This window comes from Actinoplanes sandaracinus (genome assembly GCF_030009775.1).
GTDB classification, from domain to species: Bacteria; Actinomycetota; Actinomycetes; order Mycobacteriales; family Micromonosporaceae; genus Actinoplanes; species Actinoplanes sandaracinus.
Map to the genome: position 1 here is coordinate 1 of NZ_JASCTH010000047.1, position 15,294 is coordinate 15,294.

Annotated in this window: 10 protein-coding genes; 5 read left to right on the forward strand and 5 right to left on the reverse strand. The window is 71.0% G+C overall.

Annotated features, from left to right (window positions below; genetic code table 11):
• Nucleotides 1-298 precede the first annotated feature (298 nt).
• Nucleotides 299-985: a WapI family immunity protein gene (locus QLQ12_RS43685; protein WP_282766973.1), complete on the forward strand. Its 687-nt coding sequence runs from the start codon at nucleotides 299-301 to the stop codon at nucleotides 983-985.
• 1,313 nt (nucleotides 986-2,298) lie between these two features.
• Here QLQ12_RS43685 and QLQ12_RS43690 read toward each other — a convergent pair.
• Nucleotides 2,299-5,004: a DUF6493 family protein gene (locus tag QLQ12_RS43690; protein WP_282766974.1), complete on the reverse strand. Its 2,706-nt coding sequence runs from the start codon at nucleotides 5,002-5,004 to the stop codon at nucleotides 2,299-2,301.
• Nucleotides 5,001-6,341 carry an SWIM zinc finger family protein gene (locus tag QLQ12_RS43695; RefSeq protein WP_282766975.1) on the reverse strand — a complete coding sequence of 447 codons (1,341 nt, stop codon included), beginning with the start codon at nucleotides 6,339-6,341 and terminating at the stop codon, nucleotides 5,001-5,003. Before QLQ12_RS43695 ends, QLQ12_RS43690 begins: the two co-directional genes overlap by 4 nt.
• 239 nt (nucleotides 6,342-6,580) lie before the next feature.
• Between QLQ12_RS43695 and pgi the strand changes: the two genes are divergently transcribed.
• From pgi to QLQ12_RS43715, 4 genes are all read left to right on the forward strand, one after another.
• A complete protein-coding gene (gene pgi, locus QLQ12_RS43700; RefSeq protein WP_282766976.1) occupies nucleotides 6,581-8,212 on the forward strand; it encodes a glucose-6-phosphate isomerase in 1,632 nt (543 codons plus the stop codon).
• Between the two features lie 33 nt (nucleotides 8,213-8,245).
• Entirely contained in the window at nucleotides 8,246-9,316 is a 1,071-nt protein-coding gene (locus tag QLQ12_RS43705; RefSeq protein WP_282766977.1) for a winged helix DNA-binding domain-containing protein, read from the forward strand.
• A gap of 76 nt (nucleotides 9,317-9,392) precedes the next feature.
• Nucleotides 9,393-10,700, forward strand: a complete 1,308-nt coding sequence (locus tag QLQ12_RS43710) for a glycosyl hydrolase family 18 protein (protein ID WP_282766978.1) — start codon at nucleotides 9,393-9,395, stop codon at nucleotides 10,698-10,700.
• A gap of 118 nt (nucleotides 10,701-10,818) precedes the next feature.
• Nucleotides 10,819-11,994, forward strand: coding sequence for a dienelactone hydrolase family protein (locus QLQ12_RS43715; protein ID WP_282766979.1), 1,176 nt, complete (start codon nucleotides 10,819-10,821; stop codon nucleotides 11,992-11,994).
• An 87-nt stretch (nucleotides 11,995-12,081) separates the two neighbouring features.
• Here the strand turns inward: QLQ12_RS43715 and QLQ12_RS43720 are convergent, their stop codons facing one another.
• The 3 genes from QLQ12_RS43720 to QLQ12_RS43730 form a co-directional block, all read right to left on the reverse strand.
• Entirely contained in the window at nucleotides 12,082-13,215 is a 1,134-nt protein-coding gene (locus tag QLQ12_RS43720) for an NADAR family protein (protein ID WP_282766980.1), read from the reverse strand.
• Nucleotides 13,175-14,329, reverse strand: coding sequence for an acyltransferase family protein (locus QLQ12_RS43725; RefSeq protein WP_282766981.1), 1,155 nt, complete (start codon nucleotides 14,327-14,329; stop codon nucleotides 13,175-13,177). Before QLQ12_RS43725 ends, QLQ12_RS43720 begins: the two co-directional genes overlap by 41 nt.
• 124 nt (nucleotides 14,330-14,453) lie before the next feature.
• Entirely contained in the window at nucleotides 14,454-15,185 is a 732-nt protein-coding gene (locus QLQ12_RS43730) for a hypothetical protein (protein WP_328518347.1), read from the reverse strand.
• Nucleotides 15,186-15,294 lie beyond the last annotated feature (109 nt).

The window sequence follows — 15,294 nt, forward strand, 5'->3', positions numbered from 1 at the left end:
CATCGACAGCACCAAGACCGGCCTCGCCGCTTTCCAGAAGCTGGCCGCCAACCCGATCTTCAAGGTGAAGATCGGCTGACCCACCCCGAACACAAGCGCCGCCCGGTCCCCCACCGGGCGGCGCTTTTCTTTTCCCGAAATTCCTTCTCCTCGGTACGCCTTGCGGTTCGCGGCTTCGCCTTGCGGTTGGCGCCGCTGCCCTGGGTTCGGCTTCGCCTCGCGGTTCGCGGCTTCGCTCTAGGGTTCTCGGCTTCACCCTCGGGTTCCGGTACAGCTTTTGCGCGCCGGGCAGTCCGCCTTGCGGACCGGTCCCATTTCGCCGAACGAGGCCAACCCCGTCGTGAAATGTGCGGCGACCAAGCGGTGCGTCACCAAGCTGAAGCAGTTGCGGGCCGTGGCCACCCGCTACGACAAGAACCGGGCCACCGCAGACATCGCCACCATGATGATCTGGCTACGCGATCTCGTTAAGTCTTCCTGCCTGGCAGACTCACGACCCGTGCGTTTGATCGATGCTGCCGGTTATGGCGTGGACCTTCGCGTCGTCGGATACCAATTCCCGGACGCTGAGGACCTTTCCCTGCGACACAGTTGGCACGTGGTGGAGGGGACGGCAACCAGTCCGGAAGGTTCATGGAGGTTCCGCTACCCTGCGCTGACCTGTGACGACTCCGTGTATGTCGCTCGGTGGCTGCGGAGGACCGCCGGCCAAGGACTGCCACCGGCCGGCACCGATGCTGCGCCCGGAGTCCCGCCTATCCTTTCTTTCACCGAGCCGAACCTGTCTATGACGTTGGTCGAGCACTCGGCCACCCAGGTGGTGTTGGACATCGGCCTCGATGTGGAGTTCTCCCCGCCGTGGGCACACAGGCCTCGGGCTGGCGGGCCCTTCACGATCCGCTGCAGTTTCGGCTATGAGCAGCTGGAGCGTGCCGCAGCTGAGTGGGAACACGAGATTGCCCTATATCCGGCGGAACCGGTGTAACCCTTCTCTAACTCGTGAGCTGCGCGTGGAGTCGTTTCGCCTCCTTGATCAGACGGGAGGAACCGCGGCGGCCGGCGGCTTCGGCCAGGCCGGCGATCTCACCGCGTGCGTGCACCGCGTGACCCACCTCCGTGGAGAGTGCCAGCAGGTCGGGCAACCCTCGTGGCGACGCCGCCAGGAGAACAGGCAGCGCAGCGGCAACGGTCTCCCACACCGCCGCCGATGCGCCGGCCCGATGTGCGTCGGTCTCGCCGGCACCACCGGCTCAATATGACCAGGCCGTGTGGGCCGGCCAACCGGCCCAACTCGCCGCCGACCGCCGCCGCGAACGAGCGGCTACCCGACGCGAACAGTTCGCTTTTCGCTGGGAGCGGTTTGCTCTCCGCCAGGGGCGGTTAGCCATTTCGTGGGGCAGGTTTCGCCGTGAGTGACGCCCGTTGTGCCCACAGCGGCCGGCGGTTCGCCGTTGGGTGCGGGTGGATCGTTGTTTGTGGCCGACGGCTTGCTGCCGGCGGTGTGAGGTGGGTCGCCTGAGGCTCGTGGTGCGTCGCAGGCGGTGAGCGCCAAGAAGGCGTCGAACCGCCGCCACCCGGTCCGCTGTGTCCCGGGCGCCGAGGGCGTATGCCAGAGCCATCGCCATCGACTGCCCCACCGGGCCGGTGCAGTCGGCGAGAAGGGGAAGCAGGCGTCCCGCGCCCCGTCCCTCCCCAGCGAGCGAGGCGAGGCCGGGTAGCGCCCAGGCGGCGACGGCCTCCCGGCGGTGGGGGAGCACCATGGCCATAACGCCGGGATCGCTGACGAACTCAGCTCCGATTTGGAACATGAACGGCGGCCGTTCCACGGTGAGTAGCTGCCCCGCTAGCCGCAGCCTCCCGGTGCGCGTGGGCCGTAGGTTCGCCACCACGCGGGACACCGGTCTTGCCGCGTCGGCGACCGGATCGTGCTGCAGACCTCGAAGCCGCTGCTCGACGCGTCTGCTCACCGGGTCGGGCAGGCCACCGGCGGCCAGCCGAGTCCGGGCCGTCACGGACGCCGGTCTCCCAAGCGGTTCGGACGGCGGCCGAGCGGGCCGAGCGGGGACCACCGGTTCGAGCGGACAGCGAGCCGAGGGGATCAGCGGGGGCCAGCGGACAGCGAGCCGAGCGGCCCAGCGGGGGCCAGCGGACAGCGGACCGAGGGCACCAGTGGGCAGTCGGGCCACCTGCAATGCTTCCGGCTGCGGCCCAGCTGGATCCGGCTGGGCCCAGCTCTGGGCTAGGTTGGCGACTCGCGGGCCCGGGCGGCGGGACAACCGCGCCCGGACTCGCGACCGATCACTGGGACAGCGTGGACCGGAGGCGTTTGGCTTCCTGAACCAGCCGGGATGAACCGGGACGGGACGCCACCTCGGCCAGGCCGGGAATCGCGGCGCGGGCGCCGAGGGCGACGGCGACCTGGGTCGCGAGTTCCAGCAGCTCGGGAACGGCCCGCGACCGGGTCGTCAGCAGTGCGGGGAGCGCTGTCGTCAGCAGTTCCCAGACGGCGGCGGACGCGCCGGCGCGGTGGGCGTCGGCGAGGGCGGGCACCACCCGGCCGAGTTTCACCGCGCTGTCCGACGACAGGTCGGCCAGGACCGCGCCGACCGCTCCGGCGAACGGCTCCGAGCCGGCCGCCAGTGTCAGGAAGGCATCGACGGCCGCGGCCCGGTCGGATTCCTGCTTGGCGCCGAGGGTGTAGGCCATCGCGGTCGTCAGCGCCGGGCCGATCGGGCCGGCGCACTCGGCCAGCAGAGGGAGCAGCCGGCCGCCGCCGCGCTGATCCTGGTCGGCCAGGGCCGCCAGTTCACCGAGCGCCCACGCGGCGGCCACCTCCCGATGGTGCGGCAGCACCATGGCCAGGACTCCCTCGATGTTCCGGAAGTGCTGGGGACTGTATTCCGGCGCCTGTTGCGGGTGGAGAGTGAGTAGCTGCCGTTCCAGGCGCAGGCCACCGTCGCGGGACGGGCGCAGTCTCGCCACGACTCGCCGGGGCACGTCGGGGTCCCAGATGTATCCGTTGTGCGCGTGCTTGCGGGGGTGCTGGGTGAAACTCTCGCTGACCGGGTCGGGCAGGCCGCCCGAGGTGAGCCATTGGGCGAACTGTCTCCCGGCGGGGGAGACGAGCAGCGCGGCGCCGGCGGCCACGTCGGCCGCGGCGGGGGTGCGCGGGAGGCGGAGCAGCGCCTGCTCCAGGTCGAAGGACCAGGGCTGCCAGCCCTCGGCCTCGGCCCGGGTCAGCCGGTCGAGCAGGACGGCCGGATCGAGGTTGCCGTTCACCTGGGTCGGGGTGGCGACCAGCATCGGCTGCATCGAGCCGTTGAGGTGCACGGCGATCTCGGCGACCCGCAGGGCCAGGACGCCGTCGGGCAGTGTCGACAGTTTCACGCCGCCGCCGCCCCGGTGACCTTCCTGCCATGCGCTGCGCACCGCGCTGAACAGGCGCCGGTGTGCGCTGTCGTCACGGGGCGGGACGGTCGCCATCCGGATCGCGGTGCCCAGGCAGACCAGGGCCGATCCGCTGTTCCAGGGGTGCTCGACCAGATCGCCCGGATAGCGGTCGAGCAGCGGTGGCAGGGCCGCGGCCAGCGCGTCCCGCTCGCCTGCCGAGTGCAGGGTGACGAGGGCGGCGAGAACTCGCTCCCAGCGGACGCCCGACTGCTCGTGGACGAGGGCGGCGACCTCCTCGGCGAGTTCGGCGGCGCTCGCGATGGACGGCGGCATCGGCGCCGGGCCGGCCGGCGCCGGCAGCTCGGCCACGGCCTCGGGGGGCGCCGCGGTCTCGGCGAGACCGGTGGCGCCGAACAGGGTGGCGGCACGGGCCGGCAGGTCACCGGCCAGGACCACGGTGGCTTCGGCCAGTCGGGAGACGGTGGCCGGCGGCAGGCCGGGCAGGTGCTTGCCGACCAGGGTCAGCGCGCGCTCCTGGATGTCAAGAGCGGAATGGCCGAACGCGGCGGCCACCGTCTCGAACACCTCGCCGGCCCGGCCGGGTTCGCGGCGGGCCACCTTCTCCAGCCAGGAGATCTGAGTCTTGACCAGCGCCTTCTCCTTGCGGAGCAGGGCCGGGAAGCTCGCTTCGAGCAGGGTTTCCAGGCCGAGGAGGCCGGTGTCGTCAAGGGTGCGCAGCGCGCGTTGCGCCATCGCGGCGACCGGGCCGGGGCTCTCGGCCAGGAGGCGTGCGTAGTCGAGAGCGTGCGTGGCGATCTCGTCGACGGTCGGGGCCAGCTTGTCGTGCAGCAGCACGAACGGTCGAAGCGCGTGCGGTTTGTCGCCGCGGGCCAGCCGGTCGACGGTGGCGGCCAGGATCGTCTTGCGCTCCAGGCGGCCCTCGGCGGTCAGCGCGGCGACCACGTCGTGGAACCGGATCGCCGTTTCCGGCAGGCTGGAGTCGTCACCCCAGATGGCGTTGACGATGACGGCGCCCATGCCGTCGATCTCGAACACTCCGGGCAGGAGCCGGTCGAGGTGCGGATCATCGCGCATCCGCATGATCAGCGGGGGCGCCTGATGCCCGCGCGGCCGGATGAACGCGGCCAGCCAGCCCCGCACGACGCCCTCGGTGACCGGCGGCTGCACCCCGCCGGCCCGCATGAGCGCGGCGGTGAACTCCCAGTCCCCGCCGTCCCAGACGTCGCGGGCCGGGAGCCGCACGGCCAGCCTGGTCCCGAGGTCGCCGAGCCAGGCCAGCTCGCGGGCCGCCGCGATCCGCAGGAGCCGGTCGACCTGCACGGACCGCCACGCGCCGCGCAGGCCCCGGCGCAGCAGCACGGTGGCGGCCCGGCTCGCGCCGGGAGCGGTGCCGACGACGGCGAGGGCGTAACCCGGGGCGGGGTTGACGGGGGCCCGCCAGTAGACGTCGGGATCGACGGCCTTGATGCCGGCCTCGACCGTCCTGGCGAACGCGAGGCGCTCCGCCTCGCCCGCTTCGAGCAGCAACCTGGTCACCCCGGGCTGGTCGCCGCTGCGAGCCCGCCTGTCGAGGGTTTCCCAGTCGAGGGTCATGCCGTCACCTCGACCTCGTCCGCGGCGTCTTCCGAGGCGGCGCCGGCGAGCACCATGCGGACGGCGAGGGCGTGCTTGCACGGGCCGCGGTCGCCGCGATGTTTCGCCCACCACGGGCACGTGCACGAGGTGGCGTTGCGGACGTGGTAGGTCTCGTCGCCGCTGCGCACCACCGACACCTCGGGCCCGGTGGTGACCGCACCGGCGGTGACCAGGGCGCGCGCTCCGGTCAGGCGGGGGTTCAAGCGCTCGACCACGTCGGCGGAGTAGGGCAGCGTGCGGTGGAAGTAGCCCGCCTCGGCCACGTCGTAGCCCACCCGGCCGGCCGTGCCGAGCTGAGTGAGCGCGTCACGCACCCGGCCGGCGCCGAGCCCGGAGGCGGTGGCGAGCGCGTCCACGTCGATCGTCGGGTCCCACGAGAGCAGGGCGCTGACCAGGTCGGCGTCGTCGGCGGCCTCGTCGCTGGCCAGGGCGTCGAGGACGGCGCCCTCGCCGGAGAAGCCGCGGTACGGCTCGGGCGACAGGGTGAGCGACAGTCGCAGCGCCGGCATGCTCAGCTCCCAGGTGCTGGCCACCGGACCGCTGCCGGCGGCGACGGCCGGGCCGTAGACGCGCAGAGCTGTCGCGTACCGCAGGAAGGGTTTCAAGGCGGCCAGGCGGCCGGCGCCCGGCAGGCAGACCGCGCCCGGCGCCGGCCGGGACGTGAAGCGCAGCGTCCGCCCGGCCGGGACCGCCCAGAGGACCGACTTGTCGGTGGCGGGCAGCCGGTTGAGCAGGACGCGGGCGTCGGCGACGCCGATCTCGGCGCGCGGGTCGAAGCGGGAGGTGAGCACCTGGGCCTCGGCGAAACCGCGCAGCCAGCGCGACGGGAGCGGCACTTTCCGCTCGACCAGCTCGCCGTCGAACGTGGTGACGGTGAGGTCGTCGGGGCCGACCGCGACGTGCATCGGGTCGGTGCGGCCGACCCGGGTGAGCGCCCGCTGCAGCGGCACGTTGACGTCGACGTTGGTGGTGCCGTGCGCGACGATGTCGCCGTCGAGGCCGGTGGGCAGCACGTCCATCCGGGCGTAGACGCCGCAGCAGCCGGAGAACGACTCGAATCGGAGCCGGTCGGAGCCGGCCGTGACGACCGGGTCGAGGCTCGCCGGGGGCAGCGGCCGGAAGTATCTGGTGCGGGCGACCTCAGCCACCGCCAGCAGGCCGGTGGCCGCGGCGCCGGGGGCGGTGAGGAAGCCGGTGAAGAAGCGGGGGTGCGCCGCAGGACCACCGGAGGTCTGCAGGGTGAGGCGATCGTCGAGGGCCGACGAGCCGAGGTACGAGTACGCCGCGGAAACCATGCCGGAGAACCTAGAGCCCGGGTACGACATTTTCGCCCCGCTGTCCGAGTCGGCCACAGTCACGAACGCGCATGGAGTTCACCGAAACGGGAAGGAGTGACAAGGAGGACACCGAGGCCGCGCTGATGCGGGGCGGGTACTAACCTCGCGGACGGGACACGACTGTGCGGCCGGTTCGCGGGTGCCGGGCAGCGGATCGTGCCACGATTTGTGCGTCGTCCAGGTTCGGAGTGGGAGAGATGAGCGAACACGTTTCCGACAGCGCCGAGTGGCAGGCACTCCAGGGGCTCGCGGAGAAGTTCTCCGCGGTGCACCTGCGCGATCTGTTCGGCAGCGACCCGCAGCGCGGCGAGCGTTACGCCGCCGAGGTCGCCGGCCTGTACGTGGACTACAGCAAGAATCTCGTCACCGATGAGGTGCTGACCGCCCTGTTCGCGCTGGCGCAGCGGGCGAAGCTGAGCGAGAAGATCACCGCGATGTTCGCGGGCGAGCACATCAACATCACCGAGGACCGCGCCGTCCTGCACACCGCTCTGCGGTTGCCGCGCGACGCGTCGCTCGTCGTCGACGGGCAGGACGTGGTCGCCGACGTTCACGAGGTCCTCGACCGGATGGGCGCCTTCGCCGACAAGGTGCGCTCGGGGGAGTGGAAAGGCCACACCGGCGAGCACATCAAGACGATCGTCAACATCGGGATCGGCGGCTCCGACCTGGGCCCGGTGATGGCCTACGAGGCGCTGAAGGACTTCTCGCAGCGTGACATCGAGTGCCGGTTCGTCTCCAACATCGACCCGACCGACCTGTTCGAGAAGACCCACGACCTGGACCCGGCCACCACCCTGTTCATCGTGGTGTCCAAGACCTTCACCACGCAGGAGACGCTGACCAACGCCAAGGAGGCCCGGGCCTGGCTGCTGGAGGGCCTGGGTGGGGACGCGTCGGCGGTCGCGAAGCACTTCGTCGCGGTCAGCACGAACGCGGCGAAGGTCGGCGACTTCGGCATCGACACGGCCAACATGTTCGGCTTCTGGGACTGGGTCGGCGGCCGCTACTCGCTGCCGTCCGCGGTCGGCCTCTCCGTCATGATCGCGATCGGCAAGGACCGCTTCGCCGAGATGCTCGCCGGTTACCACGCCGTCGACGAGCACTTCCGCAGCACGCCGATCGAGCGCAACCTGCCGGCCCTGCTCGGCCTGATCAACGTCTGGTACGACACGTTCCTCGGCGCCCAGTCGCACGCCGTCCTGCCGTACGCCCAATACCTGCACCGTTTCGCCGCCTACCTCCAGCAGCTCACCATGGAGAGCAACGGCAAGTCGGTGCGCCTGTCCGGTGAGCCGGTCACCTTCCAGACCGGCGAGGTGTTCTGGGGCGAGCCCGGCACCAACGGCCAGCACGCCTTCTACCAGCTGATCCACCAGGGCACCAAGCTGATCCCGGCGGACTTCATCGGTTTCAGCGTGCCCAACCACGACATCGGCGAGATGCACGACCTGTTCATGTCGAACTTCCTGGCGCAGACCGGCGCGCTCGCGTTCGGCCGCACGCTGGAGCAGGTGCAGGCCGAGGGTACCGATGCCAAGGTGGCCCAGCACCGGGTCATGCAGGGCAACCACCCGACCACCACGATCCTCGCTGAGCGGCTCACGCCCGGCACGTTCGGGCAGCTGGTGGCGCTCTACGAGCACATCACCTTCACCCAGGGCGTGATCTGGGAGATCAACTCGTTCGACCAGTGGGGTGTCGAGCTGGGCAAGGTCATGGCCAATCAGCTCGCGCCCAAGCTGACCTCGCGGGAGACTCCGGCAGACGACGCCGACTCCTCGACCAACATGCTGATCAAGAGGTACCGCGCGGCCCGCGGTCGCTGACTTCTGTCGTACCCCTTCTCTAGGCTCAGGGTCGTGGACGCGAACACGGCCCTGAGCCTTCGGATGACCAGCCTGCTCCTCGGGTCCCGCTCCCGCCCCGGCGTGCCGGAGATCGTGGAGTGGTTCGGCGCCATGCAGGCGCAAGATCTCAACAGCGTTCTCTGGTCGCTCGGCGCCCGCCTGCCAGGGGTGACTCTGCCCGAGGTGGTCGCCGCCACCGAGGAGCGCACCGTGGTGCGCACGTGGCCGATGCGCGGCACCGTCCATCTCGTCCCGTCCGCCGACGCCCACTGGATGCTCGACCTGACCGGTGTTCGTGCGCTGACCGGTGTGGCCAAGCGCTGGGAATACCTGGGCCTCGACGAGAAGACCGCGCATCAGGCGATGGATGTCCTGGCCGCCGCGATCACGGCCGGCGGTGGGCGGCTGACCCGGTCGGCGTGCCTGGCCGCGCTCACCGACGGCGGCATCTCGGTCGAGGGCCAGCGCGGCTACCACCTGCTTTGGTATGTGAGTCAGCGCGGCGTGACCGCCATCGCGCCGAACGAGGGGTCGGAGCAGACGTTCGTGCTGCTCGACGAGTGGGTCACGCGGCGGTTCACGCCCGCGTCGCGGGACGAGGCCCTGACGATCCTGGCCGGGCGCTATTTCCGGTCGCACGGCCCGACCACGGTCAAGGACTTCGCCGGGTGGACCGGTCTGCCGGTGGGCGACGCGCGTAAGGGCGTGGCCGCCGCGAAACTGGAGAGGGTCGACGTCGACGGCGTGGAGATGTGGGCCGATCCCGAGGTGCTCGACGCGGGGCCGGTGACCGGCTGGTGGGCGTTGCCGGGCTTCGACGAGTACATGCTGGGTTACAAGGACCGGTCGATGATGGCCACCCCCGAGCAGGTCGCGAAGATCATCCCCGGTGGCAACGGCGTGTTCCAGTCGACTCTGGTGCGTGACGGCCGGGTGATGGCGACCTGGAAACGGACCCTGGGCAAGAAAGCCGTGACGGTGACTGTGCTGCCGCTCGCCGATGTCGAGGTGGAGCAGGCCACGCGGGCCCTCGAGCCTTACGCCGCCTTCGTCGGGCTGCCGCTGGTGGTGAAGATTGGTTAATAGTTAAGAGTCCTTGATATTTACGGATGTGAACGCCACTATGTGGGCACGCATCCGTACGTGTCAGGGAGACAGCATGAGAGTTCGACGCGGATTGACGGCATCGATCGCCGGGCTGGTCGTGGCGAGCGGGTCCGTGCTGGCGTTCCAGCCCAGCGGCGTGGCGGCTGTGGCCTGCGCCCCGGTCGTGTGGGCCGAGGGCGGCACCTACACCGCGGGTGGTCAGGTCACCTATCAGTCGGCGCTCTACCAGGCGCTGGTCACGCACACCGCCCATGTCGGCGCGGGCTGGAACCCAGCGTCGACCCCGTCGCTCTGGACGAGCCTGGGCGCCTGTACCGGCGGAAGCTCCCCGAGCCCTTCCCTGAGCGTGAGTGCGAGCGTGAGTGCGAGCCCGAGCGTGAGTGCGAGCGCCGGCCCGTCGACCCCCACCGGATGCGGGCTGCGTGGCCGCCCGGCCGGCAAGGTCCTCCAGGGCTACTGGGAGAACTGGGACGGCGCCTCCAACGGCGTGCACCCCGGCCTCGGCTGGATCCCGATGAACGACAGCCGGATCACCCAGCACGGCTACAACGTGCTGATGGCCGCCTTCCCGGTGATCCGCTCCGACGGCACCGTCCTCTGGGAGGACGGCATGGACGCCGGCGTCAAGGTCGGCGCCCCGGCCGACGTCTGCGCCGCCAAGGCCCAGGGCGCCACCGTGCTGATGTCCATCGGTGGCGCCACGGCCGGCATCGACCTCAGTTCCAGCGCCGTCGCCGACCGTTTCGTGGCGACCATCGTGCCGATCCTGAAGCGGTACCACTTCGACGGCATCGACATCGACATCGAGACCGGTCTCACCGGCAGCGGCGACATCAACACCCTGTCCACCTCGCAGGCCAACCTGATCCGCATCATCGACGGGGTGCTGGCGGCCATGCCGTCCCACTTCGGCCTGACCATGGCCCCCGAGACGGCGTATGTGACCGGCGGCTCCGTGGTCTACGGCTCGATCTGGGGCTCGTACCTGCCGATCATCAAGAAGTACCTGGACAACGGCCGTCTCTGGTGGCTGAACATGCAGTACTACAACGGCAGCATGTACGGCTGCGCCGGCGACTCGTATGCGGCCGGCACGGTCCAGGGCTTCACCGTGCAGACGCAGTGCCTCGCGGGCGGGCTCACCATCCAGGGCACGACCATCAGGATCCCGCTCGACAAGCAGGTCCCGGGTTTGCCCGCCCAGGTCGGAGCGGGCGGCGGTCACATGACTCCGGCGCTGGTCGCCCAGGCCTACCGCGGCGTCCCCGGCATCAAGGGCCTGATGACCTGGTCAATCAACTGGGACGGTTCGAAGGGCTGGACTTTCGGCGACAACGTCAGGACTCTTCAGGGCCGCTGATGGCCGTACTCTGACCGGGCCCCGTGTCGCTCTCCCCGGACCGTCCCCAGGGAGAGCGACACCGGGCCCATGCTGGTTGACATGCGGGAAAGGGCTTTCTAGCCTCAGGATTCCATCGATGAGAAGGAATCTGATGAAGCGGCGCTCCGTGATGTCCCTCCCGGCTGCGGCGCTGGCCGCCCCGCATCTGCGAACCACCGACGCCCGGGCGGCGGCCGGTTTCGAGAGCCCCTCCGTGATCGACGGCAATCTGCCCGTCTTCTACGAGCGACTCAAAGCCGAACTCACCTTCCCGCTGGCCTGGCCGCACGCCCGCGAACGCGATTTCCGCTCCTGGAAGCGCCGCGCCCGCGCCCAGTTCGAGAGCCTCCTCTGCCAGCCCGCCGACCGCACACCGTTGCGGGCCGAGGTCGTCGACGAGCAGCCCGCGGCCGGATACCGCCGCCGCCAGTTGCTCTTCAACGTCACCCGGCACAGCCGCGTCCGCGCCACCATGCTCATCCCCGACGGGCCCGGCCCGTTCCCCGCCGCGCTTCTCCTGCACGACCACGGCGCGAGGTTCGACATCGGCAAGGAGAAACTGATCGAGCCGTGGTACGACGGCGCCCGCCTGACCTCGGCACAGGCCTGGGCCGCGAAGTACTTCAGCGGACGGTTCCCCGGCGACCACCTCGCCACCCGCGGTTACGCCGTCCTCGCCGTCGACGCCCTCGGCTGGGGCGACCGCGGCGGCCTCGCCTACGAGGGCCAGCAGGCCTTGGCGGCCAACCTCTTCAACCTCGGATCGTCACCGGCCGGCCTGATGGCCCGCGAGGACACCCGCGCCGCCGCGCTGCTCGCCACTCTGCCCGAGGTTGATCCGCGCCGAATCGCCGCGGTCGGCTTCTCGATGGGCGGTTACCGGGCGTGGCAGGTCGCCGCCCTCTCCGACCACATCGCCGCGACGGTCTCCGCCTGCTGGATGACCGGCCTGAAGGAGATGATGGTCCCCGGCAACAACACGCTGCGTGGTCAGTCCGCGTTCTACATGCTGCATCCGGGCCTCTACCGCCACCTCGACATCCCCGACGTCGCCAGCCTCGCCGCCCCGCGCCCGATGTACCTCACCGACGGCGCGCTGGACCCGCTCTTCACCGCGGAGGGCATCGCCGTCGCCTACGACAAGATGGCTCGCGTCTGGGCCTCCCAGCGCGCCCGCTCCCGCCTGCGCACCCGCATCTGGCCGGATCTCGGCCACGTCTTCACCGCCGAGATGCAGGACGACGCCTTCGCCTGGCTGGATCAAAACCTCTGACCCACCTTGTCGTACGACCCGAATCGCCGCCGACCGCACCACCGTGTCCCGCACGTCCGCGCGAGAGCGCCGAGCGTCCACGAAGGTTCAGGAGAGGATGCCGCCCCGTCCGGCGGCCAGTTCCGACCGCACCACTTCCAGCAGCCGTCCCATCCAGTTGGAGCCTTCCCGGCCGTCCCGCGTCCAGTAGCAGGATCCGGTGTCGCTGTAGAGGACGCGCGCGTCACCGGTGGACAGCAGCGTCGCGGCGATCAGGGGGTGCCGCCGGCACTTGTCCCGCAGCAGGGTGCCCATCACCGCCAGCCGAGCCGCGGCCCACCCGTCCCGGCGTGGCGCGGCGAAAGCGACCTCGACGGCGTCGAACCCGCGATCAGCGTCAGCGATCCGGTCGTGCCAGGCCGGATCGCCGGTCGACAGCGCCCAGTAGGCGTGCGTCACCGTGCGGTACTCCCGGCCGCGGTGCACGACCGAGGCCGGATAGTCGTTCTGAAGCACGTCCAGGCCGGGCGGATCAGGCCAGCCCTGCGGATGGACGTGGCCGCCGATGACGACGGCAGCGGCCGTGGGGGTGTCCGGGCCGTCGGCGGTGTGCCGCCTCTCCCACGCGGAGACGGCCGGCGTGATCCGCAGGAAGTAGTCGAGAGCGCCGTCCTTGGCCTCGGCGGTCACCGTCAGGGTCGTGCCGGGCCGCCTGGCCGGTATCTCCTCGCCGATCCCGGCCAGCAGGATCCGGGCCGGCACGTCGTTGTGGTCCATGTCGCCGAGCATGTAGATGCGCCGGTGCCGGGGGACCGCGAGATAGGCCGAACGTGCCGTCTCCAACCTCTCCTCGGACGGGTCGTCGGCATAGGCGCGGAACGCGTCATAGGCGCGACGCGACGAGTCCGGCCGCTGGTTGAGCCCGTCGACTTCGTCGGCGATGTCGCCGAGCACCATCGGGGCTGTCCACGGGGCGCCGTCAGCGGTCATCGTGAACCGGCCGGCGCCGGGCACGTGCACCACGGTGCCGTCCGGAGGCGCGAGGGCCAGTGTCCCGTCCGCCAGCGCCTGCCGGAGCCCGGCGAGGTCGGAAGGTGGGCCGTACTGCCAGGTGACCTGGCCGTCGGCGAAGTAGGCGAGGGCGGTGAGCTGCCAGGATCCGTCGCGGACGAAGATCAGGCGCTGCCGCCCGTGGACGATGTCATCGTCGGCCTTCCGCCAGGTGGGGGTGCTGTCCGGCATGGGAGGACCCTAGTCGCTGACCGGGCACTTCGATGTATCGGTGGGTGAGCCAGGAGACCACGAAGACCACGACGAGATAGCCGGCCGCCAGCAGCGGCGCCGGGACGTCCGACTCCAGGACCGGCCCGGCGAGTTCGATCACCGCATAGTGGACGAGGTAGATCGAGTAGCTGAGCACGCCGATCCGCGCCAGCCACGACGGCGTACGCCGGCGCCGGAGTGTCATGCCGGCGGCGAAGGCCCCGCCGAAGACGAGCAGCGTCAGCACGGACCGGATGACGTAACGCGGCGTGACCGTGTGCAGCGCGGCCAACTCGGCGAACCAGCTCACCAGCAACCCGGTCGCCACCACGGCGATCACCGCGCCGGCCCGCCACCAGGAGGTCTGCCCGTGCTCAGCACGGTGGATCACGGTGCCGGTGAACATCACCGCGACGATCAGCAGGCCGTCGTGGGCGTGTGCCGGATCCTCGTTGAACAGCAGCAGGCCGAGCACCAGACCACCCAGCAGCAGTCCGCCGGCGATCTCGGCCCACCGGCGGCGCGACAGCACCCCGGTCAGCCCGGCCAGCAGCAGTGACGCCCCGGCGGCCGGGATCGCGCCGAACCGCAGCGGGACGAGGGGCGTGGTGGCCATGCCCGCGACGGCCAGGATGACCGGCGGGAGGAGGGAACGCTGTGCCCGTATCGTGTGGAGGGTCGTGACGAGCAGGTAGAAGGCCATCTCGAAGGAGAGCGTCCAGAACACCGGCGTGATCAGCGGCACACCCAACAGGAACGGCAGCATCGTCGCGTGTCCCACCGCCGAGGCCAGCGGATCATTCACGGGATGGGTGATGGCCAGGACGGCGATCACGGCGAGGTAGAGCGGGAACAGCCGCCGGACCCGGCTGCGCCAGAAGGCGCGCAGGTCGCCGTGGCGCTCCAGTGACGCCGGAATGATATAGCCGCTGACCAGGAAGAACAGCATCACCCCGGCGGTGCCGGTGTGGAGCCACTCGTCGGTGGCCGTCCACAGGCCGGTGAACAGGGCGCGGGTCAGATGCGAGTAGAGGACCAGGAGCACGGCGACGGCGCGCAGGCCGTCGAGCCAAGCCATCCTGGGTGCGCTCACCGGGAAACGATAGTTCACTCGGGTGTGTGTCGATATGGTCCAGCGACCTCGCGGGCGTGGCGCGGCAACCCGCTCGGCGATTCGCGTGGCCGGCCATCCCGGCGCGCCGTGCGCCGCGTCCGCGTCACCCGGGCCGGACCGGCGGACAGGGGCCCTTCCCGCAGTTGCGGATGCCGTGCTCGTGCAGCGTCCGCAGGCAGCGGCGCAGGGCCCGCCGGCCGCCCACCGCGATCGGTGTGCCCCCGGAGAACCCGGCGTGCATGGCCAGCAGCACGGCCTGGCGAGGCGTGACGCCCGGCAGCGCGAACCACAACGCGGTCACCGTCGAGTCCAGGGTGTGCGCCCGGTCGGGCCCCAGATAGACCGCCGTGTCCGTCGCGTCGTCGTCGAGCCGCACCGGCCCCGGATCGGCCGGGACGCCCTGCGTCAGCGGCCACACCTCGTCGACCAGGGCGGCGACGTCGAAGTGCTCACGGAAGTCGATGCCCGGCGGGCGGGCCGGGTTCAGCGCCGGCTCGTCCGAGACGAACGGCTCGGCGCAGTGGTCGCAGCGGCCGAGCAGGTGGTTCGCCTGGCGGGCCAGCTCACCGCGCCGCTCGGCGCCGTGCACCACGTTGGCGAACGGCCCGGCGGCGTGCTCGGACCGGATCTGCCGCTTGACCCGGCGCGCCGCCTCGAACGCGTCCGGCCCGCTGACCAGCAGCACCTCGGACGGCCCGCCGGTGAGATAGCGGTCCAGGAACGAGGTGGCGAGCGGATGGCCGCGGTCGTCGTACTCCGACCAGAGGTGCCGCACATCGGCGGGGAAGAGCTCGACGGCGTGCCGGCAGTCGATGCGCAGCCCGGCCGCCGCCACCGCGCTCTCGACCGGGCCGGTCAGCCCCAGCCGCAGGCAGTCGGGCTTGAGAAGCAGAAACGCGCGCTCAGTCGTGACGCGGGAGGCGATGACGGTGATGCCGGGCTCC